The organism is Shewanella sp. HL-SH5, assembly GCF_051163755.1.
GTDB classification, from domain to species: domain Bacteria; phylum Pseudomonadota; class Gammaproteobacteria; order Enterobacterales; family Shewanellaceae; genus Shewanella; species Shewanella glacialimarina.
The window spans coordinates 3,129,585-3,155,752 of record NZ_CP195038.1; the positions used below are offsets into that span (position 1 = coordinate 3,129,585).

The 26,168-nt window shown below is 40.1% G+C and carries 26 protein-coding genes; 9 read left to right on the top strand and 17 right to left on the bottom strand.

What is annotated here, in order from left to right:
* Positions 1 to 157: 157 nt before the first annotated feature.
* On the bottom strand, positions 158 to 1,288 hold the full coding sequence (gene dnaJ / locus ACRWQM_RS13660) for a molecular chaperone DnaJ (RefSeq protein ID WP_434930328.1): 1,131 nt from the start codon (positions 1,286 to 1,288) through the stop codon (positions 158 to 160).
* Positions 1,289 to 1,412: 124 nt separating this feature from the next.
* The gene (gene dnaK, locus ACRWQM_RS13665) at positions 1,413 to 3,332 is read right to left on the bottom strand and encodes a molecular chaperone DnaK (protein ID WP_434928488.1); all 1,920 of its coding nucleotides are present in this window, start codon (positions 3,330 to 3,332) and stop codon (positions 1,413 to 1,415) included.
* A 594-nt stretch (positions 3,333 to 3,926) separates the two neighbouring features.
* Here dnaK and ACRWQM_RS13670 point away from each other — a divergent pair.
* Complete coding sequence (locus ACRWQM_RS13670; protein ID WP_434928487.1) at positions 3,927 to 4,241, top strand: hypothetical protein; 315 nt, start codon at positions 3,927 to 3,929, stop codon at positions 4,239 to 4,241.
* A gap of 84 nt (positions 4,242 to 4,325) precedes the next feature.
* On the opposite strand, the gene ACRWQM_RS13675 is transcribed toward ACRWQM_RS13670, so the two are convergent.
* Entirely contained in the window at positions 4,326 to 4,496 is a 171-nt protein-coding gene (locus ACRWQM_RS13675) for a hypothetical protein (RefSeq protein WP_434928486.1), read from the bottom strand.
* Positions 4,497 to 4,755: 259 nt separating this feature from the next.
* On the opposite strand from ACRWQM_RS13675, the gene ACRWQM_RS13680 reads away from it, so the two are divergent.
* The gene (locus ACRWQM_RS13680) at positions 4,756 to 5,100 is read left to right on the top strand and encodes a DUF3634 family protein (RefSeq protein ID WP_434930329.1); all 345 of its coding nucleotides are present in this window, start codon (positions 4,756 to 4,758) and stop codon (positions 5,098 to 5,100) included.
* 146 nt (positions 5,101 to 5,246) lie between these two features.
* Here ACRWQM_RS13680 and ACRWQM_RS13685 read toward each other — a convergent pair whose 3' ends face one another.
* The 10 genes from ACRWQM_RS13685 to ACRWQM_RS13730 all read right to left on the bottom strand — a co-directional run bounded on the left by ACRWQM_RS13685 (position 5,247) and on the right by ACRWQM_RS13730 (position 14,707).
* On the bottom strand, positions 5,247 to 5,831 hold the full coding sequence (locus ACRWQM_RS13685) for a DUF3833 domain-containing protein (protein ID WP_434930330.1): 585 nt from the start codon (positions 5,829 to 5,831) through the stop codon (positions 5,247 to 5,249).
* Positions 5,828 to 6,478 (bottom strand): chalcone isomerase family protein, encoded by a 651-nt coding sequence (locus tag ACRWQM_RS13690; RefSeq protein ID WP_434930331.1) that lies wholly within the window; start codon positions 6,476 to 6,478, stop codon positions 5,828 to 5,830. Before ACRWQM_RS13690 ends, ACRWQM_RS13685 begins: the two co-directional genes overlap by 4 nt.
* A gap of 32 nt (positions 6,479 to 6,510) precedes the next feature.
* Positions 6,511 to 7,062, bottom strand: coding sequence for a DUF2878 domain-containing protein (locus tag ACRWQM_RS13695; protein WP_434930332.1), 552 nt, complete (start codon positions 7,060 to 7,062; stop codon positions 6,511 to 6,513).
* A 55-nt stretch (positions 7,063 to 7,117) separates the two neighbouring features.
* On the bottom strand, positions 7,118 to 8,356 hold the full coding sequence (locus tag ACRWQM_RS13700) for a class I SAM-dependent methyltransferase (protein ID WP_434930333.1): 1,239 nt from the start codon (positions 8,354 to 8,356) through the stop codon (positions 7,118 to 7,120).
* A gap of 102 nt (positions 8,357 to 8,458) precedes the next feature.
* Positions 8,459 to 9,277 carry a DUF1365 domain-containing protein gene (locus tag ACRWQM_RS13705; protein WP_434930334.1) on the bottom strand — a complete coding sequence of 273 codons (819 nt, stop codon included), beginning with the start codon at positions 9,275 to 9,277 and terminating at the stop codon, positions 8,459 to 8,461.
* Positions 9,274 to 10,542 carry an NAD(P)/FAD-dependent oxidoreductase gene (locus ACRWQM_RS13710; RefSeq protein ID WP_434928480.1) on the bottom strand — a complete coding sequence of 423 codons (1,269 nt, stop codon included), beginning with the start codon at positions 10,540 to 10,542 and terminating at the stop codon, positions 9,274 to 9,276. Before ACRWQM_RS13710 ends, ACRWQM_RS13705 begins: the two co-directional genes overlap by 4 nt.
* A gap of 66 nt (positions 10,543 to 10,608) precedes the next feature.
* Positions 10,609 to 11,376: an SDR family NAD(P)-dependent oxidoreductase gene (locus ACRWQM_RS13715; protein WP_434928479.1), complete on the bottom strand. Its 768-nt coding sequence runs from the start codon at positions 11,374 to 11,376 to the stop codon at positions 10,609 to 10,611.
* Between the two features lie 4 nt (positions 11,377 to 11,380).
* Positions 11,381 to 11,854 (bottom strand): nuclear transport factor 2 family protein, encoded by a 474-nt coding sequence (locus tag ACRWQM_RS13720; RefSeq protein ID WP_434930335.1) that lies wholly within the window; start codon positions 11,852 to 11,854, stop codon positions 11,381 to 11,383.
* 235 nt (positions 11,855 to 12,089) lie between these two features.
* Positions 12,090 to 13,472: an ammonia-forming cytochrome c nitrite reductase subunit c552 gene (locus tag ACRWQM_RS13725; protein ID WP_434930336.1), complete on the bottom strand. Its 1,383-nt coding sequence runs from the start codon at positions 13,470 to 13,472 to the stop codon at positions 12,090 to 12,092.
* Positions 13,473 to 13,495: 23 nt separating this feature from the next.
* Positions 13,496 to 14,707: an NnrS family protein gene (locus tag ACRWQM_RS13730; protein WP_434930337.1), complete on the bottom strand. Its 1,212-nt coding sequence runs from the start codon at positions 14,705 to 14,707 to the stop codon at positions 13,496 to 13,498.
* A 469-nt stretch (positions 14,708 to 15,176) separates the two neighbouring features.
* Between ACRWQM_RS13730 and ACRWQM_RS13735 the strand changes: the two genes are divergently transcribed.
* Entirely contained in the window at positions 15,177 to 15,878 is a 702-nt protein-coding gene (locus ACRWQM_RS13735; RefSeq protein ID WP_434930338.1) for a haloacid dehalogenase type II, read from the top strand.
* A 290-nt stretch (positions 15,879 to 16,168) separates the two neighbouring features.
* Here ACRWQM_RS13735 and phrB read toward each other — a convergent pair whose 3' ends face one another.
* From phrB to ACRWQM_RS13750, 3 genes are all read right to left on the bottom strand, one after another.
* Positions 16,169 to 17,638 (bottom strand): deoxyribodipyrimidine photo-lyase, encoded by a 1,470-nt coding sequence (gene phrB, locus ACRWQM_RS13740; protein WP_434930339.1) that lies wholly within the window; start codon positions 17,636 to 17,638, stop codon positions 16,169 to 16,171.
* A 42-nt stretch (positions 17,639 to 17,680) separates the two neighbouring features.
* On the bottom strand, positions 17,681 to 18,643 hold the full coding sequence (locus ACRWQM_RS13745) for a YbgA family protein (protein ID WP_434928474.1): 963 nt from the start codon (positions 18,641 to 18,643) through the stop codon (positions 17,681 to 17,683).
* Positions 18,644 to 18,821: 178 nt separating this feature from the next.
* Positions 18,822 to 19,745 carry a DUF368 domain-containing protein gene (locus ACRWQM_RS13750; RefSeq protein ID WP_434930340.1) on the bottom strand — a complete coding sequence of 308 codons (924 nt, stop codon included), beginning with the start codon at positions 19,743 to 19,745 and terminating at the stop codon, positions 18,822 to 18,824.
* Between the two features lie 138 nt (positions 19,746 to 19,883).
* Here ACRWQM_RS13750 and ACRWQM_RS13755 point away from each other — a divergent pair, with 138 nt between their 5' ends.
* The 6 genes from ACRWQM_RS13755 (at position 19,884) to ACRWQM_RS13780 (ending at position 24,635) form a co-directional block, all read left to right on the top strand.
* Positions 19,884 to 20,363, top strand: a complete 480-nt coding sequence (locus tag ACRWQM_RS13755) for a hotdog fold domain-containing protein (RefSeq protein ID WP_434930341.1) — start codon at positions 19,884 to 19,886, stop codon at positions 20,361 to 20,363.
* 85 nt (positions 20,364 to 20,448) lie between these two features.
* The gene (locus tag ACRWQM_RS13760) at positions 20,449 to 21,663 is read left to right on the top strand and encodes a DUF418 domain-containing protein (RefSeq protein ID WP_434930342.1); all 1,215 of its coding nucleotides are present in this window, start codon (positions 20,449 to 20,451) and stop codon (positions 21,661 to 21,663) included.
* 58 nt (positions 21,664 to 21,721) lie between these two features.
* Positions 21,722 to 22,378, top strand: coding sequence for a YceI family protein (locus ACRWQM_RS13765; protein ID WP_434930343.1), 657 nt, complete (start codon positions 21,722 to 21,724; stop codon positions 22,376 to 22,378).
* Positions 22,375 to 22,758, top strand: a complete 384-nt coding sequence (locus ACRWQM_RS13770) for a DUF1294 domain-containing protein (protein ID WP_434930344.1) — start codon at positions 22,375 to 22,377, stop codon at positions 22,756 to 22,758. Before ACRWQM_RS13765 ends, ACRWQM_RS13770 begins: the two co-directional genes overlap by 4 nt.
* Before the next feature lie 110 nt (positions 22,759 to 22,868).
* Positions 22,869 to 23,339 carry an FKBP-type peptidyl-prolyl cis-trans isomerase gene (locus tag ACRWQM_RS13775; RefSeq protein ID WP_434930345.1) on the top strand — a complete coding sequence of 157 codons (471 nt, stop codon included), beginning with the start codon at positions 22,869 to 22,871 and terminating at the stop codon, positions 23,337 to 23,339.
* A 303-nt stretch (positions 23,340 to 23,642) separates the two neighbouring features.
* Positions 23,643 to 24,635, top strand: coding sequence for a catalase family peroxidase (locus tag ACRWQM_RS13780; protein ID WP_434930346.1), 993 nt, complete (start codon positions 23,643 to 23,645; stop codon positions 24,633 to 24,635).
* Between the two features lie 111 nt (positions 24,636 to 24,746).
* Here ACRWQM_RS13780 and ACRWQM_RS13785 read toward each other — a convergent pair whose 3' ends face one another.
* Positions 24,747 to 25,973: a M24 family metallopeptidase gene (locus ACRWQM_RS13785; protein WP_434930347.1), complete on the bottom strand. Its 1,227-nt coding sequence runs from the start codon at positions 25,971 to 25,973 to the stop codon at positions 24,747 to 24,749.
* Between the last annotated feature and the right edge of the window lie 195 nt (positions 25,974 to 26,168).

The window sequence follows — 26,168 nt, forward strand, 5'->3', positions numbered from 1 at the left end:
TGGCTAAAGTTAACATTCGTCATAATGATAACGCGCTAATAATAAACTCAATACGCATATTGAGTTTCAATAAAAAAGGCTGTTTACCCAAAGTAAACAGCCTTTAACTTAGAACCCTATTTATCTAACCTACCTTAATAGGGATCCATAATAACGATTAGCTGTTCAAGTCTTGGAAGAACTTTTTCACACCATCAAAAAAACCTTCAGCTTTAGGGCTATGTTTTTTTGACTCGCCTGTTAAGGTTGCCTCAAACTCACGCAATAACTCTTTTTGCTTATCGTTTAAGTTAACCGGTGTTTCCATCACCACTTTACACAGTAAATCACCTACTGCATGGCTACGTACCGACTTAACCCCTTTACCGCGTAAACGGAACATGCGGCCAGTTTGGGTTTCGGTAGGAATTTTAAGGCTGACTTTACCGTCAAGTGTTGGCACTTCAATCTCACCGCCTAAGGCAGCTTTGCTGAATGAAATAGGCACTTCACAGTAGAGGTTATTTGCATCTCGAGTGAAAATATTGTGTTCACGTACACTGACCTGAACATATAAATCACCCGGAGGAGCACCAAACTCGCCCGCTTCACCCTCACCGGTTAAGCGAATTCTGTCACCAGTATCAACACCTGCAGGGATCTTAACCGACAATGTTTTGCTCTTTTCAACACGGCCTTCACCATGACACTTGCTACAAGGGTCTTTGATGATTTTACCGCGACCTTGACACGTTGGACAGGCCTGTTGAACGGCAAAGAAGCCTTGGCGCATTTGCACCTGGCCTTGACCATTACAAGTGCCACATGTGGTTGCCTTAGTACCAGCTTTTGCTCCGCTGCCATCACATAAGTCACAAGCGGCTAATGTTGGAATGCGCAGTTCTTTGGTTAAACCACGTACCGCTTCTTCAAGTGATAATTCTAAGTTGTAACGTAAGTCACTACCGCGCGCCGCTTGGCGCTGACCGCCACCACGACGACCTCCGCCAAAGATATCGCCAAATACATCACCGAAAATATCGCCAAAGTCACCTTGTCCACCATGACCGCCGCCGCGATTAGGGTCAACACCAGCATGACCAAATTGATCATAAGCGGCTTTTTTGTCGCTATCGGTTAAAATTTCGTAGGCTTCTTTAACTTCTTTAAAGCTTGCTTCTGCCGCTTTATCGCCTGGATTGCGATCAGGGTGAAATTTCATCGCTAAACGCTTGTAGGCTTTTTTAATTTCACGTTCACTGACATCACGACTGACACCAAGAACCTCGTAAAAATCACGCTTTGACATAGTGTTTTGCTTCTCGAAGGTTTGCTTAAAATTGATTAAGTATGATTGTGCAAACGGGCGTTAGAGGTAAGCCTCAACGCCCGCTTTATATTAACTAGTTGCTTTTGCTATCAAAAGTAACTAATTATTTTTTGTCGTCTTTCACTTCTTCAAACTCAGCGTCAACAACATCATCAGCAGGGTCTTGTTTGCCAGCGTCAGTTGCTTGGTCTGCTCCGCCTTGCGCTTGCGCCTTAGCTTGTGCAATTTCCATTAACTTAGCTGAAGCTTCGATAAGCGCTTGAGTTGATTTATCAATGGCTTCTTTATCGTTGCTTTTCACTGCTGCATCAACATCAGCAATTGCTGCTTCGATTTTCTCTTTATCTTCCGCTGGTAAATCATCACCCGCTTCAGTCACTTGTTTCTTAGTTGAATGCACTAAACCATCAGCTTGGTTACGTGCTTGCACTAATTCTTCAAACTTGGCATCTTCATCAGCGTGAGCTTCTGCATCACGAACCATTTGCTCAACTTCTTCATCGGTTAGACCAGAGTTAGCTTTAATGGTGATGTTTTGTGCTTTACCGGTTTTCTTGTCAGTAGCAGATACTTTTAAGATACCGTCAGCATCAATATCAAACGCTACTTCAATTTGTGGTTGACCACGTGGTGCAGCGCCAATACCGTCTAGGTTAAATTGACCTAAAGACTTGTTGTAGCTAGCTTGCTTACGCTCACCTTGAAGTACGTGAATCGTCACTGCACTTTGGTTGTCATCAGCGGTTGAGAACGTTTGGCTCGCTTTAGTCGGGATAGTGGTGTTCTTCTCGATAAGCTTAGTCATTACGCTACCCATGGTTTCAATACCAAATGATAACGGGGTTACGTCAAGTAGTAGTACGTCTTTCACTTCACCAGAAAGAACACCTGCTTGAATTGCAGCACCTACGGCAACAGCTTCATCTGGGTTAACGTCTTTACGTGGCTCTTTGCCGAAGAAGTTTGTAACCGCTTCTTGCACTTTAGGCATACGAGTTTGACCACCCACTAAGATAACTTCGTTGATGTCTGATATTGATAAATCAGCATCAGCTAAAGCAACTTTTAATGGCTCTAAAGTACGTTGAATTAAGTCTTCAACTAATGACTCTAACTTAGCACGAGTGATTTTAACCACTAAATGCTTAGGACCTGTTGCATCAGCTGTGATGTAAGGTAAGTTAACTTCTGTTGTATTAGTGCTAGATAATTCGATTTTCGCTTTTTCAGCAGCTTCTTTAAGACGTTGCATTGCTAATGGATCTTTACGAAGATCTAAGCCCTGATCTTTCTTAAACTCATCCGCTAGGTAATTAATTAAACGGTTGTCAAAGTCTTCACCACCTAAGTGAGTGTCACCATTGGTAGCAAGTACTTCGAAAGTTTGATCGCCATCGTTGCTGTCGATTTCAATGATAGAGATATCAAAAGTACCACCACCTAAATCGTATACTGCAACAACGTTGTCGCCTTGCTTCTTATCAATACCGTAAGCTAATGCAGCCGCTGTTGGCTCGTTGATAATACGTTTAACATCAAGACCCGCTATACGGCCAGCATCTTTAGTCGCTTGACGTTGTGAATCGTTAAAGTAAGCAGGAACAGTAATAACCGCTTCAGTCACTTCTTCACCTAAAAAGTCTTCTGCTGTCTTTTTCATCTTTTTCAAGATTTCTGCAGAAACCTGTGGTGGAGCCATTTTTTTACCACGTTGCTCAACCCATGCATCGCCATTATCTGCTGCGATAATCTTGAAAGGCATGATGTCAACATCGCGTTGAACTTCGTCATCTTTAAAACGACGGCCGATTAAACGCTTAATAGCAAAGAAAGTATTAGCAGGGTTAGTCACTGCTTGGCGTTTTGCAGGCGAGCCTACAATTGTTTCATCATCGGTATAAGCAACGATAGAAGGTGTTGTACGATCGCCTTCTGCGTTTTCAAGTACGCGTGCTTTGCCGCCATCAAGGACTGCCACACATGAATTTGTTGTGCCTAAGTCGATACCAATAATTTTGCCCATGAGGTCCTCCGGAAATTGACGTTATTCGTCAGTAAATTTGTTGTCTGGTATGGATATGGGGGTAAGCCAAACGGTTTTCAAGTATCTATTAACTTAATAGCCTTGACTTATATATCGCCCAAATCTTTCTTAACACTTTATATAGGGGCGCAAATTTCATTTACAAGGGGAAGTGAAAAAATTTATGCCGCTTTGCTAATATTAATGACAACAATATCCACTAATACTCAATAAAACACACAATGCTCGAATAGATATACCAACTGTAATGAAATAGAAAACAGTAAAAATCAGAGAAACAATCTAAACAATAAACAAAAACGCTTACTGCTGTGCTTTTCAGTAAACCTTTAGAATGAAATATTAGGATTTGGCTGTGACGGCGCATCTTTCAACTGCATTTGTTTGTTTCTCACTTTCCACCCCACAACTTGGCGTTTCCAGTCGTTATATTCTAGACAAACCTTGTAGTTGAAAAAATGACCAAATATTACTATAACTATATATCAGTAAGGCTAACTTAGCGTTAGCGACTTAATAACTTGATGGGTTGTGTACTGATGTAAATGGACTTTAATACAAGGAGCGATGGCAATGGGACTGCCTAGATGGAATTTATCAAATAAAGCGGAGCGTCGTTTTCGCATAATAGTATTGACTTCAGTTGCACTACTATTGCTCTATGAAAAAATTAATGGCTCAAGCTCAACTCAATATGCTGCCATGTATTTGTGTGTGTTTTCTTTAGTGGGGACTTTTTTGACAAATGCGATTCAGCAACGTTACTTCACTTATGTTACCGAATACGCCCAAGCAATTCGTATCGTCGCACTACTGATGATGCTGTGCTTTTTAGGTATTTGGCTATATATCACTTACCAGGAGCTCAGTCAGGCAAGTATTTCATGATTACCTCTTGAGGTGGTTGACCATTAAAATCAATAAAAAAGTCGATGTAAGCATCGACTTAATGCAATACCCACACAGTACAACTCATAACACAGGGGTTTTATTTTGTTGTAACTGTTGTTGAATACTTTTCCAGCCACTCGCTACTGACTCGAGGTTTTCACGACGTTCAGGGAACCGATTAGCAAGATTACCCATTATAGTAATTTGCAATTCACATAACTCGTTCCAACGCTTAGCATTTGATATCGACATGACATTATCCTTAATAAAATAACAATCCATTTAGCTAGTTTGAATTCAACTTACATCTGCCACTAATAAGTTGCATTACAGAGTGTAGACTAAAAATACATCAACCGTAACCAAACTGTAACATGAGTTTTTTTCAACCATACGACTCACCCCATGGAATAATTTTGCTACGACTCACGTTTTGATAAAAAAAGATTGCACCGAAACAAATCGGGCGTATCTTTAATATATAAATAACAAAGATTAAAGGACGCACGATATGGTAGAAACGTTATTAAAGATTTTATTTATTGGCGTGTTTTTTTTCATTGCCTACAAGCTGATTTTTTCAAGCAAGAAAGGGTTAACACTATTTGAAATGCACTTTAAGCAAGGTCGATTAAATCGACATAAAGGTAAAATCCCAGAAAAATTTGAGCGAGAATGTCGCTCCTTTGCCAAAGAGCATAAGCTGACCTGTACAATAAGAGCAGAAAGAGATAATCAAGTAAGGCTGCATGTCTCTGCCAACATAGGTGATGATCTCACCCAGCAAATTCGCAATGTCTTTCCCTTTGAATACTATGACCGCAAACAGGTTGATAACAGTAAGTTAAAAGGCTAAGCAGATGACACAACCTAGAATAGTGAATAAGCAAACATTGTTGTCTAAATGATTAAAATTCACTATTTTAGGAAAGTGATACTGAGTTTAGAAAAGTGACACTCAGTGTCAGTGTTGTAACAGAACCATAGCTTGAATAATCCCAATTACTGCTTTTGAATCACTAATGTGACTGTGCCGACTGTAATACCAAATTTAATGATATCGCTTTTGTTAATAATGGTATTTTTATCCACTAAGAACATCCAATCATCAAATTCAACTTGATATTCACTACCATCCACCATGAGCTTCATATCATAGCGCCATCTAAGTGCGCTGCCATTAGCCTCGCCTGTAGCCACACCTAAAATATCATCTGCACGGCCTTCGAACTGACCATTACCTAAATCGGTTAAATACCAAATCCGTGTTTGCTTTTCACCGTCATCATAAATAAACCATTCTTTAAGTTCGCCTTGCTTGCCTTGTGGACTATCTTGCCAGCTGCCTTCCATTGTCACGGTGAACTTTCGTGTCACTTTACCGGAAAAATCTTGCACTATGCCTGAAGCGGTTAATTCACCGTCAAAAAAATCAACCAAATTTAACTCAGGTGTTGTACCTTCATAATCTTCAATTGAAGCGGACGAACAAGAAAACAAACTAAAACAAACAGTAATAACGGTTAAGGCTTTAACAGATGATTGAGCTTTACCCCAAAACGTATTCAAAAATGAAAGGTTAATCATTGAGTTGCTCCAATTAATTGTTGACGTAATTCAGGCTCAGTTGTGGTTTCAGACAACCAAATACCAATAAAAGCGGCACTAAACTCAGCATCCTCTAGCTGATAGAAAGATTTATCATTAAACAGAAACTCGGCTTGTTTATCATTGTGGACAATAAAGCTAAGGGTGTCGTTCTTTTTAACATCAGGCCAGGAAAGGGTTAAATGCTTTTTTATACGGTTAATCTCAGACGCTGTTAACCCATTAGCTTGCCACTGCTCAGTAGTTGCCTCAATGAGTTCTGCTGCACTTATATCGCGGTGATATTGAATGGCTAATTTAATTGGAAATTGCTGGGGCTGATAAGTGCCATCAACTGAGTATAGTTTGGCTAAGTAAACATCAAACCACAAAACATCTAAATCAGCCTCGCCAACTTGGACAAGAGGCGGCAAAATAAAATGTTTGTCAGCAGATTGTGATTTAAGCAATTGAGTGGTTTGAATTAAATCTGATGCCGCCGTGTGACTTAAACTAGCCTGACTAATGTTAGCGTCGCCTAATGCCTTAACTGCCAAATCTGTAACATTATTGACATCTTCAGCATGAACCATATTCGCTGCGCTCAGTATCAATACATAATTTGCAAGCTTACTTATACTTGACATATTTACCTACCCTGTACGCGTACATAGCACAGTTATCGTGATAACCGCGCCGCTATATGAAGTGATACGGGAAATAGTACTGACCAGATCACCGCAAGAATAATAGCTGAATGAGTCATCCCCAAAGGCAATATTACGGCATCAAACTTTGCCCCAGCAAGGTAACTTAAACAGCCAGAGACACCACCAATAATAACTTGAACAGGCAGGTTGAATTTATGTGCAAAACCTAAGCTTACATTTAATGTCAGTGAAAAATATCCCCAAAGCAGTAATAACCACCATGGCGTTGATGCAAAAACAAATACACCAAAATAAGTTAACCCAACATCGACAGCTGCGCCAAGTGCTGTAATAACTAGTAGGATAAGTACATCGGCGCGTTTTTGATCTGATAATAGAAAATGTAATCCAATCAGCATTAATGATACTAAGATGAACTGGTTTTGATATAAGACTCCCAGCCACCATATCGCTTGAAAGCTAACTGCGTTCCGCAGTATTTTTTTAAAAGCCGTTGTTTTATTAGCTACAACGGGGTCAGCTAAACTGAGCCGTGAAGAGGATGAAACAGATTTTTTCATGACACCCTCATTTATATAATACGTAATCTGAACAAGTTAGCTAACAACAAAAATATTAGCTTTTTCGATAGCCAGGTCTTACCGCGGTTAAATGTACTGTACTGGTGGCGCGCTCTAAGAAACCACCTTCACAGTAGCTTAAGTAAAACTTCCACATTCTAATAAAATCATCACCGTATCCAAGTTTGGTAATAGTACTTTTGGCCATATCAAAATTATCATGCCAATGTTTTAGGGTACGCGCATAATCAAGGCCGATGTCATCTAGTGACCAAATAACCATGTCGGTTTTATTGGCTATATGACGTGACATTTCACTGATCGAGGGTAAACAGCCACCAGGGAAAATATAACGCTGGATAAAATCAACACTTTTGCGATAGCTATTGTAGCGCTGGTCGGCAATGGTAATGGCTTGAATTAATAAACGCCCTTCAGGTTTAAGCATATGCTGTAGCTTTTCAAAAAAGCCCGGTAAATACTCATGCCCCACAGCCTCAATCATTTCAATTGACACCACGCGATCATACACCCCGGTGAGTTCACGATAGTCCTGTTTTAACAAGGTGACCTTGTCTAATAAGCCTTCACTTTTTACCCGAGATAAAGCGTAATCATATTGCGCATCTGAAATCGTTGTTGTGGTCACTAACACGCCATAATGCTTAGCTGCGTAAATTGCCAGTGCGCCCCATCCAGTGCCTACCTCTAATAAGGTTTGCCCTGGTTTTAAATCTAAACGCTGACATATGGTATCTAGCTTGTGCAATTGCGCCTCAGCTAGACTGGCATCATTTGCTGGATAAATTGCGCTGGAATACATCATTTCTGGGTCTAAAAACTGCTGATACATATCATTACCCAAATCATAATGGGCTAAGATATTGCGTTTTGAACCGGCTTGCGAATTTCGATTAAATATATGCTTAACCCGGTTTAGGCCATTACTTAACCAAGAGAAGTAACGTTCAATATTATCAAGCAAGGCTAAATTTCTGGCAAAAATTTGCACTACTTTCGTTAAATCAGGGCTAGACCAATGACCTTGAATATAAGCTTCACCTGCACCAATTGAGCCACCAAATACTACCTGACGATAAAAACCTGGGTGTAACACTTGCATGGTAGCGTGAATGTCGCTTTCTGGATGACCAAATACATGCGATTGTGACGCATCAACAATCGTTAATTGCCCTTCAGCTAGATGAGCCAGTGCTCGTAATAAAATCTTTTTAGCCAAACTGTCTGATAAACTCGCTTGAGCAATACTTGTACCGGTTGCGGCATTATCCATGCTGGCACTCCATTCTAATTAAAAAATTAGCTTCAAATTTATAATATTAAGGGCTAATACGTACTGACTACACATTTGGTTTACTTGAACTGCTGATTGTTTTTATGTGGGCACTTGTTTGGTTTGCTTGCCCACAAAAGGAATCCGTTTAATAAATAGTTTTAAAGCTTGCCAATAAATACCCAAGACAATTTTAGCTGTCATGGCTGGGTACCCCAACATAAAGCGCTTAATATTTGGCGCAGTAAATGACATTCTTTTTAAGGCTATTGTGGCATCAAATAGCTTTTCATTAGCACTATTACGATTCTCGATGGTCACTTTAAGGCGTTTCTGCGGCGGTAAAATACGCCATAAATAGTGCATATCTAAGGTCATAAAAGGTGACACATGGAAAACTTTATCAGTGTGAGTGGTGTTCACTAAATCAATTAGATAGCAATGACGCTCATTCCACGGGGTGTTGCTGACTTCAGCCAGCATATATAGTGGAGTCTCATCTTGATAACAAAAGAAAAAATTAACTGGACTGAAGTAAAAGCCAAAATGACGAATTTGGCCACAAAACACCACTCGGTTACAGCTTTGTTGAGCACCTAGCTTTTGTATTGTGACCAATGTACGCTGCTTTAATGCCCCTATTGCACTGAGCTTATCAATGTTTAAACCTGAGATAAAGTCCTCACCAAATTGTTGACCAAGGCTTTTAAGATAGTCATCGGCTTTAAAGGTGAGTAATGCATTTTTTTCAGCAAACAACTTACTGGTGTTCACCAATGTTGGTAACTCGTCTAAATCTAATGCCATCATAGCTATGTTATAACCAAAGCTATGGCGTTTAGGCACATGGCGTCTATGGCTGATATTGCCATAGTAAATGCCACTGTTTAACGCCATATCGTCAGTTATCATTGCGGTCATAAACTGATCTCAAATTGATTGCACACATCAACTGCACTTCTCACGCCATCCTCATGGAAACCGTTATACCAATAGGCACCCGCAAAGTAAGTATGTCGTTTACCTGATATAAGCTCACGCTTTGATTGCGCTTGCATACTGGCTTCATTGAAAACTGGGTGAGCGTAATTAAATTTACGCAATATTTTACTTTCATCAATCAAGCCAGTTTGATTCAAGGTCACACAAAAAGTCGGTGCTCCCTTGGGCAAGCATTGTAAAATATTCATATTGTAGGTAACACTGGCGGGTCTGTCGCCCATAGGCACTTTATCATCACCGTCTAAACGATAGTTCCAACTTGCCCAAGCCGCTTTACGTTTGGGTAGCAAAGTAATATCAGTATGTAGCACCACTTCATTATTTTGGTATTCCATGGCAGACAACACTTCATGCTCATCTTTGCTTGCATCACTGAGCATAGCTAATGCCTGGTCGCTGTGACACGCCAATATAACGTCATCAAATTGCAGCCACTCGCCATTCAATACTTGAACTTTTACGCCTTCATCATTTCGACAAACAGCCGTTACTGGGCTATTTAACAGAATATTATTCTTAAAAGGTTCAATAAGCTTAGGAATATAGCTACGCGAACCACCTTTCAATACCGACCATTGCGGACGGTCACTGATATTAAGCAAGCCATGGTGCTGGAAGAAACGAATAAAAAATCGTAACGCAAAGGCGCGCATATCATTAATACTGGCAGACCAAATGGCTGCACCCATTGGTAGAATATAATGTTCACAGAAAAATGGGCTAAAATTATGTTTATCGAGATATTCACCTAAACTCATTACAGGATAGGTATCTGACTCATAAATGGCTTTGCAATCGTTATTAAAACGTACTATTTCAGCTAGAAAACGATAAAAATCAGCTTTGAAAATGTTACGTCTTTGGGCAAACATACTCCATAGGGTATGACCATTGTATTCAAGCCCAGTGAAAGCATTGTGTACACTAAAGCTCATCTGTGTCGGTAATGACTCAACCCCAAGCTTTGCCATTAACTTTTCAAATCTTGGGTAGGTGCGATCATTAAAAACAATAAAACCAGTGTCAATAGCGTAGCTCTTTTTGTCTACCTCGACATCAACCGTAGCTGTGTGTCCGCCAATATAATCATTGGCTTCAAAAACAGTTACCTTGTGCTTACTGCTGAGTAAATGTGCACAGGTTAAACCCGATATGCCGGTTCCTATCACCGCAATTTTTTTCATTCTTATTCCTATATGTACAAACTTGACGCTTTACTGTTAATTTGGGTATGTATTCAAAAGTGACTTTTATTTAACGGCTTTATCTGCAAGTAACTTGATAAGTGCTTTCTCAGGAAGCAAAGATAAACACTTGAGTATAAAGGTAAACCGCTTAGGAAAATGGATTTCGAACTTGCGCTGTGCCATCCCCTTAAAAATCCGTTCTGCTGCTTGCTCGCTACTGATTTGCATCGGCATAGCAAAATCATTTTTGGCGGTAAGCGGTGTGTCAACAAAACCAGGACAAATTACACTTACTCCAATATCAACACTGGGTTTAGCGGCCAAATCTAACCTTAAACTGCGGCCTAAATAACTTATTGCGGCTTTAGAAGCACCGTATGCCTCTGCCCTTGGAAAAGGTAAATAAGTTGCACTGGAGCTCATTAATCCTAATTGGCCGCCTTTTGTGAGCTGAGGTAAAAATGCGCTAATACAATGTCCAACCGCAATCAGATTGGTAGTTATGACTCGACTAAAAAGCATGGCATCAAACTCAATAACATCGTCAATATACTCACAGGTTCCAGCATTTAAGATAACTTGGGTAAGCTGAAGCTGCTTATCTGCCAGGTACTGTTTCAGCGCAATACCTGCCTGATTAACTTGTTCAGGTTGTGTAATATCAAATGTTAAAAAATGACCCACATTTAAGCCCGCTAATACGGTTTCATTTCTACCACATGCGATGACATGGAAACCTTTAGCTGCGTAAAACTTAGCACTTGCTAAACCAATGCCCGATGTTGCTCCAGTTATCAGAACCGCTGATGATGAGGATTGATGATGGCTCATATTATTACCCCATTCTATTGTTTAATATGCGAATAACACCGCCAAGCATTGGCACATGCTGATAGAGCATCTGACCAGCATCAAAGTAATCTCTATGATAAAAAATAGTGTCGTTAAATTTTAATAGACTCATACCATCCACTTTAATGGTTTGCCCTTTATTCAATTTAGGGTGAGCATAGCTCATAGTCCAAAACAAAGATGCTTGCTGCTGGCAATCACTGACTATTATGTGGGTTATGTCAAAATGTATATGGCTTACATTTTCGTATAAATTGGCAAAGTACTTGGTGAGTTGCTTTAATCCATTAACTTGATGCAAAGGGTCTTGAAATTGTATTTCGGCTGCATAAATTTCAGATAAGCGTTGCAAATTATTTTTATTCAACACCTGATAAAGCTCAATAAAGTGCTTAATAATCGCAGGTGACTGAGTAGCCGACACTGGCAATTCATTCACTGTGGACGCTTCTGACATATAACACTCCGTTTGTATAACTAACATACTTACCATAAAGCCTACTGAATAAAAGCACAATGACTTTAGTGACAATCAGTTAGCGGGGATTTACTGTAAAAAAAGTTGCAGTAAAAAGATGATTTAGACAGTGAATGTTACGTTTGGGAGCGGATAATAGATCAGTAAAAAAGCACTTAAGTCTCCTTAAGCGCTTTTATAGTCAAACTCAGTATATATAGAATTAGCGAAGTAACTACTCATATCCATGAAGAGCGACCGGTTGCCAATGTTTATCCACTTGTTGTTTGATAAAACTATCTTTGGCTTTTTGCGCCTCATCTTTATTAAATCCGATAGCGGCATGGGCTTTTTCTTTGGTGCTAATATCAGGGTAATCCACTTTATTAATGCCAAATTTTTGTAACACTACTGCTAATAACGTGCGGGATAAAGTGACTTGTTCAATCGCCTTATCAAGCAATGCATTCCCCTCTTCAGGGTTGTGAGCATACAAACCATGGGATGCCATGGCAAAGTCCCAGCGCCACTGGCCATGACGAATATTCATTATAGGATCATTCATTAGATCCCACGTAGCTCCCGCATCCCACGCAGCTTTTGCCTCAAAATGGGCTTTCACTAGCAAGCCTTCAACTTCACGTGCCTTGGCATTAATCAGTTGTTTATTTTTTAACAGGGTTTGTGTGATGGCTTTCTGGCTACTGTGACAAGTTTTACAGGTACGATCAAAATTATTCAGGGCATTACCTACTTTATGATCGGTAAAGTCATTGCCTTTATCATCGATTGTCGGTGGCATATGGCAGGTTATACATGTCACCCCTGCTTCAGCATGTTTACTTCGGCTCCAATGTTCAAACTCAGGATGGCGTGCTTTGAGCATAGGCGTTTTTGAAATGGGGTGGATCCATTCATAGAAGCGACGTGTGTCATAATATTTTTCAATGTCATCGGCGGTGCTACCGAAAATCCACGGAATATTAACCTTATTACTACGCTCAGGCTGAAAGTAGTAAGTGACATGACATTGGCCACACACCTGAGCACCTTTCATACTGGTATTTTGCTTATCAAAAGGCAGTTTAATTTTAGCCATCGCATCCTGCGCGTGTGGCCTTGGCAATGCCAACTTAGCGCTTCCATCCTCATGACAGTCACTGCAATAAACGACTGACTTTATCTCAGTACCTAAATCAGTAAAATTAGCGCCAGAAAAACCTTCAATACCCATCTCTTCCATTAATCTGGGGGCGTCGGGTGTTTTACAAGTCCAGCAACTGGCTGAAAGCCCTTTCTGGCCTTCTTCTACTGACACACCAGTGCGTAATATATGCGCTACATCCGCTACCGCAAACTGGTGCCCACGGGGGCTATTATATTCTTTAGCAAAAGATGAACCGGCCCAAAGAATAATATTGGCCGGATAAGTAGCCAACATATCTTGTTTTTCTGTTTGCTCAGATGTGGCTAACCAAGTTTGATATTGACTAGGAAATCGAGTTTTATTCTGCTCGTCAACACTGATATCAGCCAAGGCTGTTAAGCTAAATAAAACCGTTATTAAAGTAGTTATCGCGATTTTGGTACCTTTTTTATTAATAATCTTAAATGACATAATTCACTCTTTCATTTGTGAGATTAACCTGGACGTCCGTCTAATCTAGGCTTGGTAAGAATCGGGGCATAATGCCAAACAAACATCCCAAAACTAATAAACCAACATGCTCCCGCCAACCATAACCAAGTCGAACTATATTGAGGGAGCCACAATGGCATTACCGCACGAAAAATTGCTGCTAAAGGAATGCCAATAAAGGCAAGCACCATATTTGGACCTTGATAAATATTGCGACTAGTGTGCCCTAGTGACACTCGAGATATCATCGACAAACATAATGATGCAATACCGCCAACCGCAAATAGATGCAATAAAGTGCGATACGCAAACTCATTATTAATTTGCCATGCCATAGCCAACAAAGTTGCCGGCAATGCCCAATATGAAACATGTAAAGACCACAACATAGGCTCTTGAAATGTTTTATGTCCTTTCCAGCGAGACACTCTTACCAATTGCAATATGCCTGCACTGAGTAAAATGCCCTGTTCAATTTCACGGGGGAATAAATGGAACACAGATTGAACGAATAACAATCCCATCACGAGTAATAACGTTATCTCAAGTGCTTGAATGGGATCTGGCTTTGAATGTTGTAATTTCATTGCGGTAAAAAAAGGAATAACTCGACCGCCAACAATAGTTATTACCATCGCAAGCCACCAAATCATTGCCTGCCAAAGTTGAGTCGATAGAGAAAAGTTACGCTCGTATAAAGCATAATAGGTAACCAGATTAACCACTAATGCTACAACCAACATAAGAGGGAAGCCGATATTACGCCATTGTTTAGCAGTATAAATACAACGCCATAAAGTTGCTGCGCTGATCCCTAAAAACAAGCTGTCAAACAATGCTGGCAGCCAAAGCGGAATATTGAATGGCAATAAGAAGAGTAATCTTGCTGCCAACCAACAACCAAATGTGAGTGCCAGCACACCTCCTTTCATCGTAGGTTGGTTGGTCCAGGCTTGTGCTGCGGTTAATAAAAAACCACACACAATTGCCATAGCAAAGCCAAATAACATCTCATGTGGATGCCACCATAAAGGCACAACATTGGCCCAAAACTCACCATTAAATAAGCTGTACTGCGGTGTAAACCAACCCATCAGCCAGATTGGAATATATAAGGCAGCGACCACAGCACCACCTAAAAAAAATGGCCTAAAACCTAAACGCCAAATTGCAGGAGTGTTATCAGTGTCTGCTGGGTCATCAATATTTAACATTTATTGTCGCCTTAAGGTGTGTGCAAAACATAACATGTATAAAATATAAATCTTTAAATGAATTTTATGCTCATTAACGTGTTTGTTCAATAACAATAGTGACTCATTACCATAAAGCCTTTAAAAGTGTGATCTGGTTGGTGATCTGAATAGATAAGCCTGTTATTTAGATAAGTGATTTAACCACTCATTCAATACGGTAAAATTAGCGATGAATAACAAATGAATAATTAGATAGATTGCTATGACGACTGTGTACCCGATAACGCAGATAATGTTAATATGAACTTTATTTAGTTAACGCGCTCAATCAATTCTAGTGCATAGCCGTCCAGAAATGCTCACTGAACCAGTGTTAGTACACCACGCTTCAACAACAGTTTAATTAACGTTGTGAAAATATACTTAAAAATAAAGACCACTCACATAGAAGTTGTGGGTGACAAACATTGAACCAGGGATATTCAAAATGACAAAAACACTCGCATTTGATGTCTATGGGACTTTGATCGACACTCATGGTGTAGTGGCTTTATTGATCAAAATGTTCAAACAAAAAACATTAGAGCGCGAAACTGAGTCGGTAATTAAACAAGCTTATGCATTTAGCCAAACATGGCGAGATAAGCAACTTGAGTATTCTTTTAGACGCGGTTTAATGCAGCAATATAAAGAGTTCTCGATTTGCACTCGAGATGCACTGGAATACACTTGCCAGTTTCATACGATCCCGCTCACTAACAGTCAAAAATGCCAACTGTTAGAAAGCTATCTGACTTTGCCAGCTTTTGATGACGTCGCGCCAGTTTTACAAACCCTAAAAGAAAAAGGCATTAGCCTGTTTGCGTTCTCTAATGGTGAATACTCTGCGGTCGAGTCTCTATTGAAAAACGCAAATATTTTAGCGTATTTTGAAGGTATTGTGAGCTGTGAAGCAATTATGACCTTTAAGCCTAATCCTGCGGTGTATGAATATTTCATTCAAACCACAAACTCAATGCAGAATGAAGTTTGGCTTATATCCAGTAACTCTTTTGATATTCTTGGCGCGGCGGCATCAGGCTTTAAAACCGCTTGGGTGAAACGTTCACCACAAATGATATTTGATCCCTGGGGAATATCGCCCACCCAAACGATTACTGATTTAGCCCAGTTAGATACGATAATTTAGCTTCAGTAAAATGTTTTCTTTAGTATCAGACGAATCATCACACATACGCTGCCATCACAAGAAAACTTGCATCGCTAATCTCCTAATAATCTTTGGGATATTTAAGCTTAAGCTCAAGTATGACTTTAATGGGACTGAACTGAGTAGTTAGATGTGACAAGCTTATTTTTAGATAAAAAAATCGGCATAGCCTAAACTATGCCGACGTTTAATTTAAGGTAAGCGTGATGCCATACATTTGCATTTATCTGCGCTTCAATTATCCCCGAGCCCAACTATCCTCGTATCAACTATCCTCGCTTTAGTGCTGCTAACACTTCAATTGCCCGTTTTCTGGCAGAGCTATGTTCAACAATTGGCATAGGATAAACCTTATCTTGCTTTGCGCGATCAGAGAACAAATCTGCCATCAAATTGGCCTGCTGTGCTTTAAGGTGTGGCTCGTGTATGTGTTTCAAACTCCAACCAGCTATTTCGGGCACAAACTGTTTTATAAAGCTAGCATCGGGGTCAAATTTACTGCTTTGGGTCATAGGATTAAACACCCTAAAATAGGGTTGTGCATCACAACCTGTACCAGCAGACCATTGCCAACCACCATTGTTAGCGGCTAAATCACCGTCTATTAATTGCTGTCTGAAATACTGCTCACCCCAGCGCCAATCAATTAATAAATGCTTAGTTAGAAAGCTGGCAACGACCATGCGTAATCGATTATGCATCCAACCAGTTTGATTTAACTGACGCATTGCTGCATCAACAATGGGATAACCTGTTTGTCCTTTGCACCAAGCATCAAACTCGGTCTTATCGTTACGCCATTGTATGTGTTTACCTAAATCGTTGAAGTTTTGGCCGCGAGATAATTTAGGAAATGCCACCAGCAAATGGCGATAAAACTCACGCCAAATAAGTTCGTTAAGCCAGGTTTTTGCAGGGCTTGCATCATTTATCAGTGCATCAGGATAATGAAACAAAATCGCCGTAATACATTGCCGAGCGCTAATCACGCCAATGGCTAAATAAGGCGATAAACGACTGGTTCCCTCTATGGCAGGAAAGTCGCGCTGTTGTTGGTAATCGCTAATATTTTGCGCAATAAACTGCTGCAACAACTCTCTTGCACTATCTTCTCCTGCGGCCCACTGCTGACTACTAACAGGATTGGGGTACTGCGATTGAATATTGAACTTGATGGCATCTGATGTGCCAATAGGCGCATTAAAAATTGCTGCTGGCAGAGGTTTAATTAACTTACCCGCGGCTATTTTTTTCCACGCTTTTGAAAATGGGGTAAAAACCTTATACATGGTGCCAGACAGAGTCGTTACGGTTCCGGCTGTAAGCAAACAATCCTGCTCAATTAATGCTAAAGGAATACCCGCTGCGATTAATTTTATATCGCGCTGACGTTCATTATATTCAGGTTCATTAGCAGCAAATATTTTACCAATTTGATGCTCGGCACAATATTGTTGTAACCATGGCAATATATCGTCAAAACAGCTCAAATGAACAACATCTAAAGCAATACCAATACTGGCTAAACTTTGCCTAAGCAAGTTAACATGTCGTTCAATAAAGTCTATTTGAATGGCTGCGACATCATGTTCAGCCCACTGGACAGGTGTGACAAAGTACACAGCCTTAACGTGTGAATTTTGCTGTAGGGCAAACTCACACGCTTGACTCAGTGCAGGATGATCATGAATACGTAAATCTTGTCTAAACCACACAAGACTGTTTACTGCTAATGGCATTGGCTACCTTACTTGTTTGTCATCTCGTTAAAAGTGAATGTCTTAATAGGCATAACGTAGCTTTAACGTTTCAGGATGCGGATTTAGATATATTTGCTCCGCAATGTAAGGCACTTCAAACTCTTTCAAATAGTGATTAATTAACGTAATAGGTACCAGTAAAGGCAATAAACCCTCACGATATTTCATTATAGATTCAGTTAACTCTTCTTTTTGGCGCGCATTTAAATGCTTTTTAAAATAACCCTGAATATGTTGCAAGGTGCTGGTGTGATTTTTACGGGTAGCCTTGACCTTTAAAGCGGTCATAAAACCAGTAAAATAGGTATCAGCGGTTTGTTCTAAATCTTTAATATCGGCTAAGACAGGGCCTAACTCACGGTACCATTTAGGGCTGTGAGCCATAAGCAGGTATTTGTAACGGGAATGAAACTGAATTAACTTATGCTTTGTTAAGCCCGAGGCTAACATTTTACGCCAATCATCATAGGCATATACCCGGGTAAAGAAGTTTTCGCGAATGATCATGTCATTTAAACGGCCTTCTTCTTCAACAGGCAACAATGGGTATTTATCCATTAATGCTTTAGCAAACACCCCTACGCCACTTTTAGTGCTGTTATTGGTGCCAATTTTATACTCTAAAACACGCTCCATACCGCAAGTCGGTGACTTAGCACATAAGACATATCCACCTAAGTAACCTAACTCAGCCACTTTATTTTGACTAAACTCAGTTAATTTAGCAGTGACATCAAGGCTACCGTCTGCACTTTGAATATACAGAAGATCGCCATCAAGTACTTGGCGAATACTTTTTCTTGGTGCACCCATACCAATCGCCATTTCAGGGCAAATGCTGGTGTATTCAAAAAAGGGTTCAATTTCTTTTGCGCAGTAATAAGAATTTTTATGGCCACCGTCGAATCGAACTTCATTACCGAGCAAACAACTGCTGATACCAATTTGAATTTTTTCTGGCATAAATGTCTCTGATTTATCCATGAGAACGCACTCCTGTGGCGGTTAAAATAAAAGTAGTGCTGTGTAATTTAGCAGCTTTTACGAATCTTAGTTAAAAGTAGTTCATTTTTAACAAAAAAAAACAGAACTAAGGTCCTGTTTAATTAAGTTTATATCAATACTAGCGCTACATTTACTGCATACATAGCATTTTATAGCGTTAATCTTTAGTATGTTTGGCGCCAAAAAACTCTAGCGACCATACTAATCCAATGCCAAATAAAGCAGCGACAATCGCTAGGCCTAACTGATGAGCATCGCCTGTAATAGCTTGGAAATCAAATGGAGTGAGGTTTTGCTCAAGTAACGGTACTTGTTGTCCGCTAGAATTTTCTCGCCAAGTAACCACCTCTTTCCAAGGCCAAATTTTACCTAATGTACCTAACATGAGTCCGATAAGAAACATCAAAGTGGCATCATGAAACTTGCGCAGTAAAGCAGAAAGCACATGACTGAAGCTTAACAGACCTAGCACACATCCCATGGCAAAACAGGCTAAATAAGCAATATCAAACCCTTTTACTGCGGCTAATACCGCAGGATAGATGCCGATAAGAAGCAAAATAAAACTACCTGAGATGCCCGGTAAAATCATTGCACAAATCGCAATAGCGCCAGCAAAAAAGAAGCTGATATAGCTAGCTTCTATCGCAACAGGATTTAATACTGTAATCCCCCAGGCAAACAACACACCCAGCGCAAATAACGCTATCCGCTGTAGATTAAACTGACTAACTTGTTTAAGCATATGAAAAACAGAAAACAATATCAGCCCAAAAAAGAATGACCAAACCGGAATAGGATGAGCCACAATTAACCATGAGATTAACTTTGCAAAGGCAAAAATGCTGGTCAAAATACCACCAAACACACACGCCAAAAATGGGCCATTGATATGTAAAAAGGCTGCTTTAAGCCCCTGTTGGCGCACAATTCCAAATAATGTAGGGTTAATTTTCCTAATGCCATCAAGCAAAGGGTCTAAAATACCTGTGATAAAGGCTATGGTTCCGCCTGAAACACCAGGAACGACATCAGCAGCGCCCATTGCCATGCCTTTTAAATACGTTATAAATAACTTCAAAATTAACCCTAACCCATGATCTAAACTGAATAATATTGCTGGCGATTATACCCACTTGCGATGAGGCAAACTACTAGCAGAGTATGAACATTAATGCTAACCTCATCGGACCAGACAAATAATCACACGAAATGGATTATGAATAACAACAAACCTAACAAAGTCATGGCATTATATCAAAAGGTAACCAGCTACCCTTTTGGTCACGCTCTATTTTCTAAAATGGTGTCCCGTATGGCACCGTATTTCGGCACCATCCATCCATACATTACATCCTTAAAAGAGCATAGATGTGAGTGTTTGATCAAAAAGCGTAAAAGTGTCCAAAACCATATTGGTACGGTTCACGTTATCGCGATTTGTAACGGTATGGAAATGGCGATGGGCACTATGGCTGAAGCCTCTATCCCTAACCACTTACGCTGGATCCCTAAAGGTATGTCGGTAGAGTATACCGCCAAAGCTGGCACTGACATTTTATGTGTGGCAGAAGTTCAACCAGAGCAATGGCAAGTTGGCGATATGTTAGTAGATGTAAAAGCTTACGACACTAATGGTGTGGTGGTTGTTCAAGGCCATATTAAATTATGGATTTCAGAAAAGCCGCAGAAAGTATAAGCTAAGTTCACCAATGGACTAAATCTTTAGAATGATAAAACCATTACACTTTAATAATGGTTTTATCATCAATTATGGATGATACATGCTTATAAACCGTAAAATCGACCAATCTTTAGCACCTTCAAATGATAATGGCTTTTCCCGACACCAAACTCTTCTAACACATGGGCGGATCGCCAATTTAGATGCCATAAGGGGTTTTGCCTTACTAGGTATTTTGTTCCTCAACATCTATTTTATGGCGAATAACTTTTACGGTTATGCCCCACATCTACCAGAAATAGCATCCGACTTAACGATAGAGATTGTCAGTAATTTTCTATTAGAAGGCCGCTTTATCAGCTTGTTTTCGATGTTGTTTGGCGCAGGCCTGTGGTTGCAATATCAAAAAACGACTAGCCTTGATAGTAAAAGTGATAGCGAAAGTGAAAGTGAGCACGGTAAAAATCGCATAACACGCCGACTTTACTTATTAATCGGACTCGGGGCTATTCACGGGGTATTTTTATTTTCCGGTGATATTTTACTAAGCTATGGTTTATGTGGCTTAGTGGTCTGTCGATACTTCACCCTTGGGCCAAAACAATTATTAGCCAAGTCGGCGAAATTCATGTTGATTGCCATGGCGGTCATCGCACTTATTTCGATTACCCTTGAAGATGAACAATTCTATCGTGGTTCAGACTATTTTATTGAACAACTCGCGCTATGGACTGGCAGCTATGCGGACCAAGTCGTGATGCAAGCTTACATGATCGGTTATATGTTACTGATTATTCCCATTTCGATTCTCTGGTACGGCGCAAGTTTAATGCTAATAGGGATGACCTTAATGAAGCAAGGTTATTTTGAGCGCGGATTCAGTCATAAGCAACTTGGGCTATTTGCCTGTATAGGCATCGCTTTTGCTAGCATTGACAGTCTATTAAGCCTATCAGACTCTGCTGTGCTAAAAGAGGTTTCTGGTATATTTATGATGCTTGGCGCCATTCCAACAGCACTAATTTACTGGCATATCATTGTAAAAGTTTGTCAAAACAATCCGTTAAAATTAACCCTATTACAAAATATTGGCCGACTGTCGTTAAGTTTTTATATTCTACAATCTCTTTTAGGCGTATTGCTATTACGACATTGGATGCCACAATGGCAAATGGAGTTTGATCGTATCGACTACATGCTTCTAGCAATAGTATTAGGTCTATTACAACTATTTTTAGCCGCTGTGTATTTACGTTTTTTCTCCCAGGGGCCGCTAGAGTATTTAATGACGAAGTTAACTCGGCGCGGTCAATAATGTCGCTTCAACACATCGCGTAATGCCCCCCAGATAAGCAAAAGACTTAGGAGTAATTTTGAAGCATTTAACCCATTATTTTCAGTATATTCGTATGATATTGATTAGCGTAAGCCTAATAGGGCTTTCAGGATGTATTAGCTGGGTCACCCCAGCGGTAACACCTCAGTTAACTGAGTTACAAGCGGGTGAATACACTTTAGACCCCAATCATGCTGCGCTACTGTTTAAAATTCAGCACTTAGGCCTGTCTACCTATGTGGGACGTTTTAATCAATTTGATGCCCGACTGAGTTTTGATCCTAACAACATGCCAGCTGCACAATTAGAAGCTACAGTGCAAATTGATTCATTAGATATTAATAATCAGAAACTTGAAAAAACACTGCAAAATAGCAGCTGGTTTGATAGTGAACAGTTTCCACAAGCTTATTTTAAAAGCCAAAAAGTCACCCCTATTGATGTAATAAATACCGATCCTAACATCAACAATCAGTTTGAGTTCCATGGCCTGTTAACCCTACACGGTGTGACTAAACCGGTTACATTTAACGCTACTTTTCATGGTGGCGCCGATAACTGGATGACAGGAAAATACACCCTAGGTTTTAGTGCGATAGGCACAATTAAGCGCTCTGACTTTGGCATGAGCAGTTACATCCCCATTGTGGGCGATGAAATTCAATTAGAAATTTATGCGGAGTTTTTAAAATGATGATATTTGCCGTTATCATGCTAGGAATATGGACAGCGTTATTGGCTGTGGGATATAGTTTTTATGCCCTATCGCCATGGGTTATTGGCGCGTTTATGGGCTTAAATCTACTGAGTTTTATTATCACCTGGTACGACAAACGTATTGCCACACATAATCAACAGCAATCCTCTTCATTAAATCAACGCAGTCGAATAAGTGAAAAAACCTTATACATTTATGCCCTACTCGGTGGCTGGCCTGCGGCAATAATAGCCCAACAGCACTTTCGTCATAAAACTCAAAAGAATGCTTTCAAATATCGATTTTGGTTGTCGATTATTGCCAATATTTTGCTCACTATCGGCATCAGTTACTTGTACATGCTATACATTATTTAATGTCATTGGGTTTATTTAACTTGGCGCAAAAAGCCTTCATTGTGACCTCAATATAAACTAGGTTACACTATAACAATACATTCCATTATTGATAATAAAGAGAATTTTTCATGCGCATGATCATTGCCGTAGCCGTAATCGCTTTAGTTATTTTTTACTTTTTTAACCAAATGACTAACCAAAAAGCTGCTAAAGAAAACATTGCTAAAGGCAGTACCTTTTTAGCTGAAAATGCCAAGCGTGAGGGCGTAATACAAACTTTATCAGGCTTACAGTATGAAGTGATCACTAAAAGTGACAACACCGAACACCCAACCGCCAAAAGCAATGTAACAGTGCATTACCATGGCACCTTGATTGATGGTACGGTTTTCGACAGCTCAGTTGAGCGCGGACAAACAATTGCCTTCCCACTGAATCAGGTCATTAAAGGTTGGACCGAAGGCGTTCAGCTAATGACTATTGGTGATAAATTCCGCTTCTATATTCCAAGTCAATTGGCTTATGGCAATCGTACTAGCGGCAAAATTGTTGGCGGGTCAGTGTTGATTTTTGATGTTGAGTTATTTGAAATAAATTAATTTAGTTCACTTTGTTACTTTACCTAAACGCCTCATTTTTTGAGGCGTTTTTGTTCTGATAAACTGAACCCAAATAATTAAGCTGTTTCACCTCACTGTGACACTGCATTTGAGCATTAACATTGTAAATACAGCTATAGTGGTTATCTAAAATAATATTTCACCCAATAGGTGAAAGAAATCGCTCCTTTATCCTGTCTTTAGTATTTATCTGCACCTTAGGTTCACAAAACTCGCTTTTTCCGCTTAGGTTTAAAGCACTTATTTATTGTCATGAGCAACACAAACTTATCGAGGTCCTCAATGTTACTGAATAAAATCCCCCTACTGATTAAAGCCAGCTTAATTATTTCTCTTCCATTAATTACCTCACCAGCAACAGCCTCAGAAAAAACCATTGCTGAACTGGTAGATGCTGTAAATGGTACGCCTGATACGGTAAGTCGTGATGCGGGTAAAAAAGTGAAGTTGCGTAACCATGCAAAGGGATTTTGTACCTCAGGTGTATTTGAGCCCAACCCAGCAATCAATGACACTTTAACTATTCCATTTTTAAATCAAGCTGAAATAGACATCATTGCACGCTTCTCCTTAGGTGGCACTAACGCCCATGCTACAGATAAAACTGCGGGGCGCTTTATGTCACTTAAAATTGATGGTGATAAAGAAAGCTTAAACTTTGTCACCTCTAATGCTGAAGTGTTTTTCGCCAGTAATCTAGATGATTTTTTTACCTTCCAAACCAAAGTCAAACAGGGACCAGAAGGTAAGCAATGGCTTATTGATAATAAACCTCACGCTAAAGCTTTTTTTGATTATGTAAAGCAACTTACCCCAACCGCAAGCTATGCTAATAATCGCTATTTTGGGGTTAATAGTTTTCTATTTACATCAAAAGATGGCCAATCAATTCCAGGTCGTTGGATTTTCGAACCAGTTGAAGGGGTAATTGGCGCATCAACAACACAGCTGGCTAAGCTGAGTGATGATTTTTTACAGGACGAGTTAAAAAATCGCGTTGAAAATAAACCGGCAAAATGGGACTTATTTATTCAACTTGCAGAAGCAAACGATAAAATTAATGACCCAACCATTGTATGGCCACAATCACGTCAACGACTGCTGGTCGGCCAAGTGATTATCAATGGCAGTAATGACAGTGCTAACGCTACCTTGGATTGTGCTAAAGGGATTTTTAACCCGCTATTACTGCCAAAAGGTATTGCGCCTTCGAACGATCCTATTTTAAACGCCCGCACACCGGCTTATATTGAGTCTTTTATCAGACGTAATTAATCCGTTAACTCAATAGCGCTTGCGTATACCTACATACAAGCTATACGCAAGCGCTGTTAAGGTTATTCGATGATGCTTACAAAGCTAATGAACTCAAAAAACATGTTTAAGCTAATCTTTACCAAGATAAAAAGGATCATCTATTGATTTTGCTGGCAGGGTAAACCACTTTGCCCCTGCTGTTGTCATATAAAAATGGTCTTCATGACGCACGCCAAACTCACCCGGCACACATAGCATAGGCTCGTTACTAAAACACATACCTTCAACTAATGGTGTGCGATCGCTTTTAACTAAATATGGCCATTCATGAATATCTAAACCAATCCCATGACCAGTGCGATGCGGTAGACCTGGAACGGCATAACCCGGTCCAAAACCTGCTTGCTCTAATATTTGTCTCGCTGCAGTATCCACATCACCACAGGGTAAATCAATTTTAGCGATATTAAACGCCGCTAACTGCGCTTGTTGTTCCAATTGCCATAATTCACGTTGGCGCGTGCTTGGCTCACCATACACATAAGTGCGGGTGATATCTGAGTTATAACCTTCTAATTGGCAACCGGTATCAATCAGCACAGTATCATTTTTGTCTAGCGATTTAGGCGACTTAACCCCGTGCGGGTAAGCGGTATCTTCACCAAATAACACAATACAAAAATATGACCCGCGCTTGGCTCCCACTTTACGATGCGCGCTATCAATAAAGGCGCTCACTTCGTCTGTGGTGATACCTTCATATAACATACTCGCGGCGGCTTTATGTACTTCAATCGTCATGTTCATGGCTTGTTGAATAAGCGCTAATTCGGCCGGAGACTTAATCATACGACACCCTGCAGTAACTGATTTAGCATCAACTAAAGTTAACTGTGGTGCGGCTTTCGCAATACCATTACTGATAAAATAGGAAGTCGACTCATCAATAGCGAGTTTGGCATGACTGGCCTCTATTCCCATTGCTACTAGAGTGCCAACGAGCAACACATATGGACTTTCATCTTCGTGCCAAGTATTCACAGTCCCGTCAACCAGCATATAGCCTTTGATGGTATCAAGTTCAAACGCAGGAGCAATATACTGCACCTCACCTTTAGCGGGTAAAATAGCGCCCACCATTCGCTCACTGGCAAACCAGCGCATACCGGTAAAGTAATAAAGGTTGGTACCAGCATTAAGATAAACCGCATCGATGCCTTGTTGCTGCATCAATTGCTGCGCTTTGGTGATACGCGCTTCAAATTCAGCTAAGGCTATTGGCTCAACATCCTGAGTCATATTTTTTAAGCCTTCAAGGGCTTGCTGTGGACTAACGCCACCGATACCGATTGTCATGTAAAACTCCAAATTAGTGGGTTATGCTTGATTGCTTCAGCAAAAAGAATAGCCGATAACGCGCGTTGAAATTGTATACAATATAAAGTTACAATTGACTAGGTCAAGTTAAAGTACAGTTCACTTGCAACTTATCATCCGAGCTTGAGATAATCAGGCCAAGTTCCTCACTCGCCAACCCTTTTTTTGGAGTCG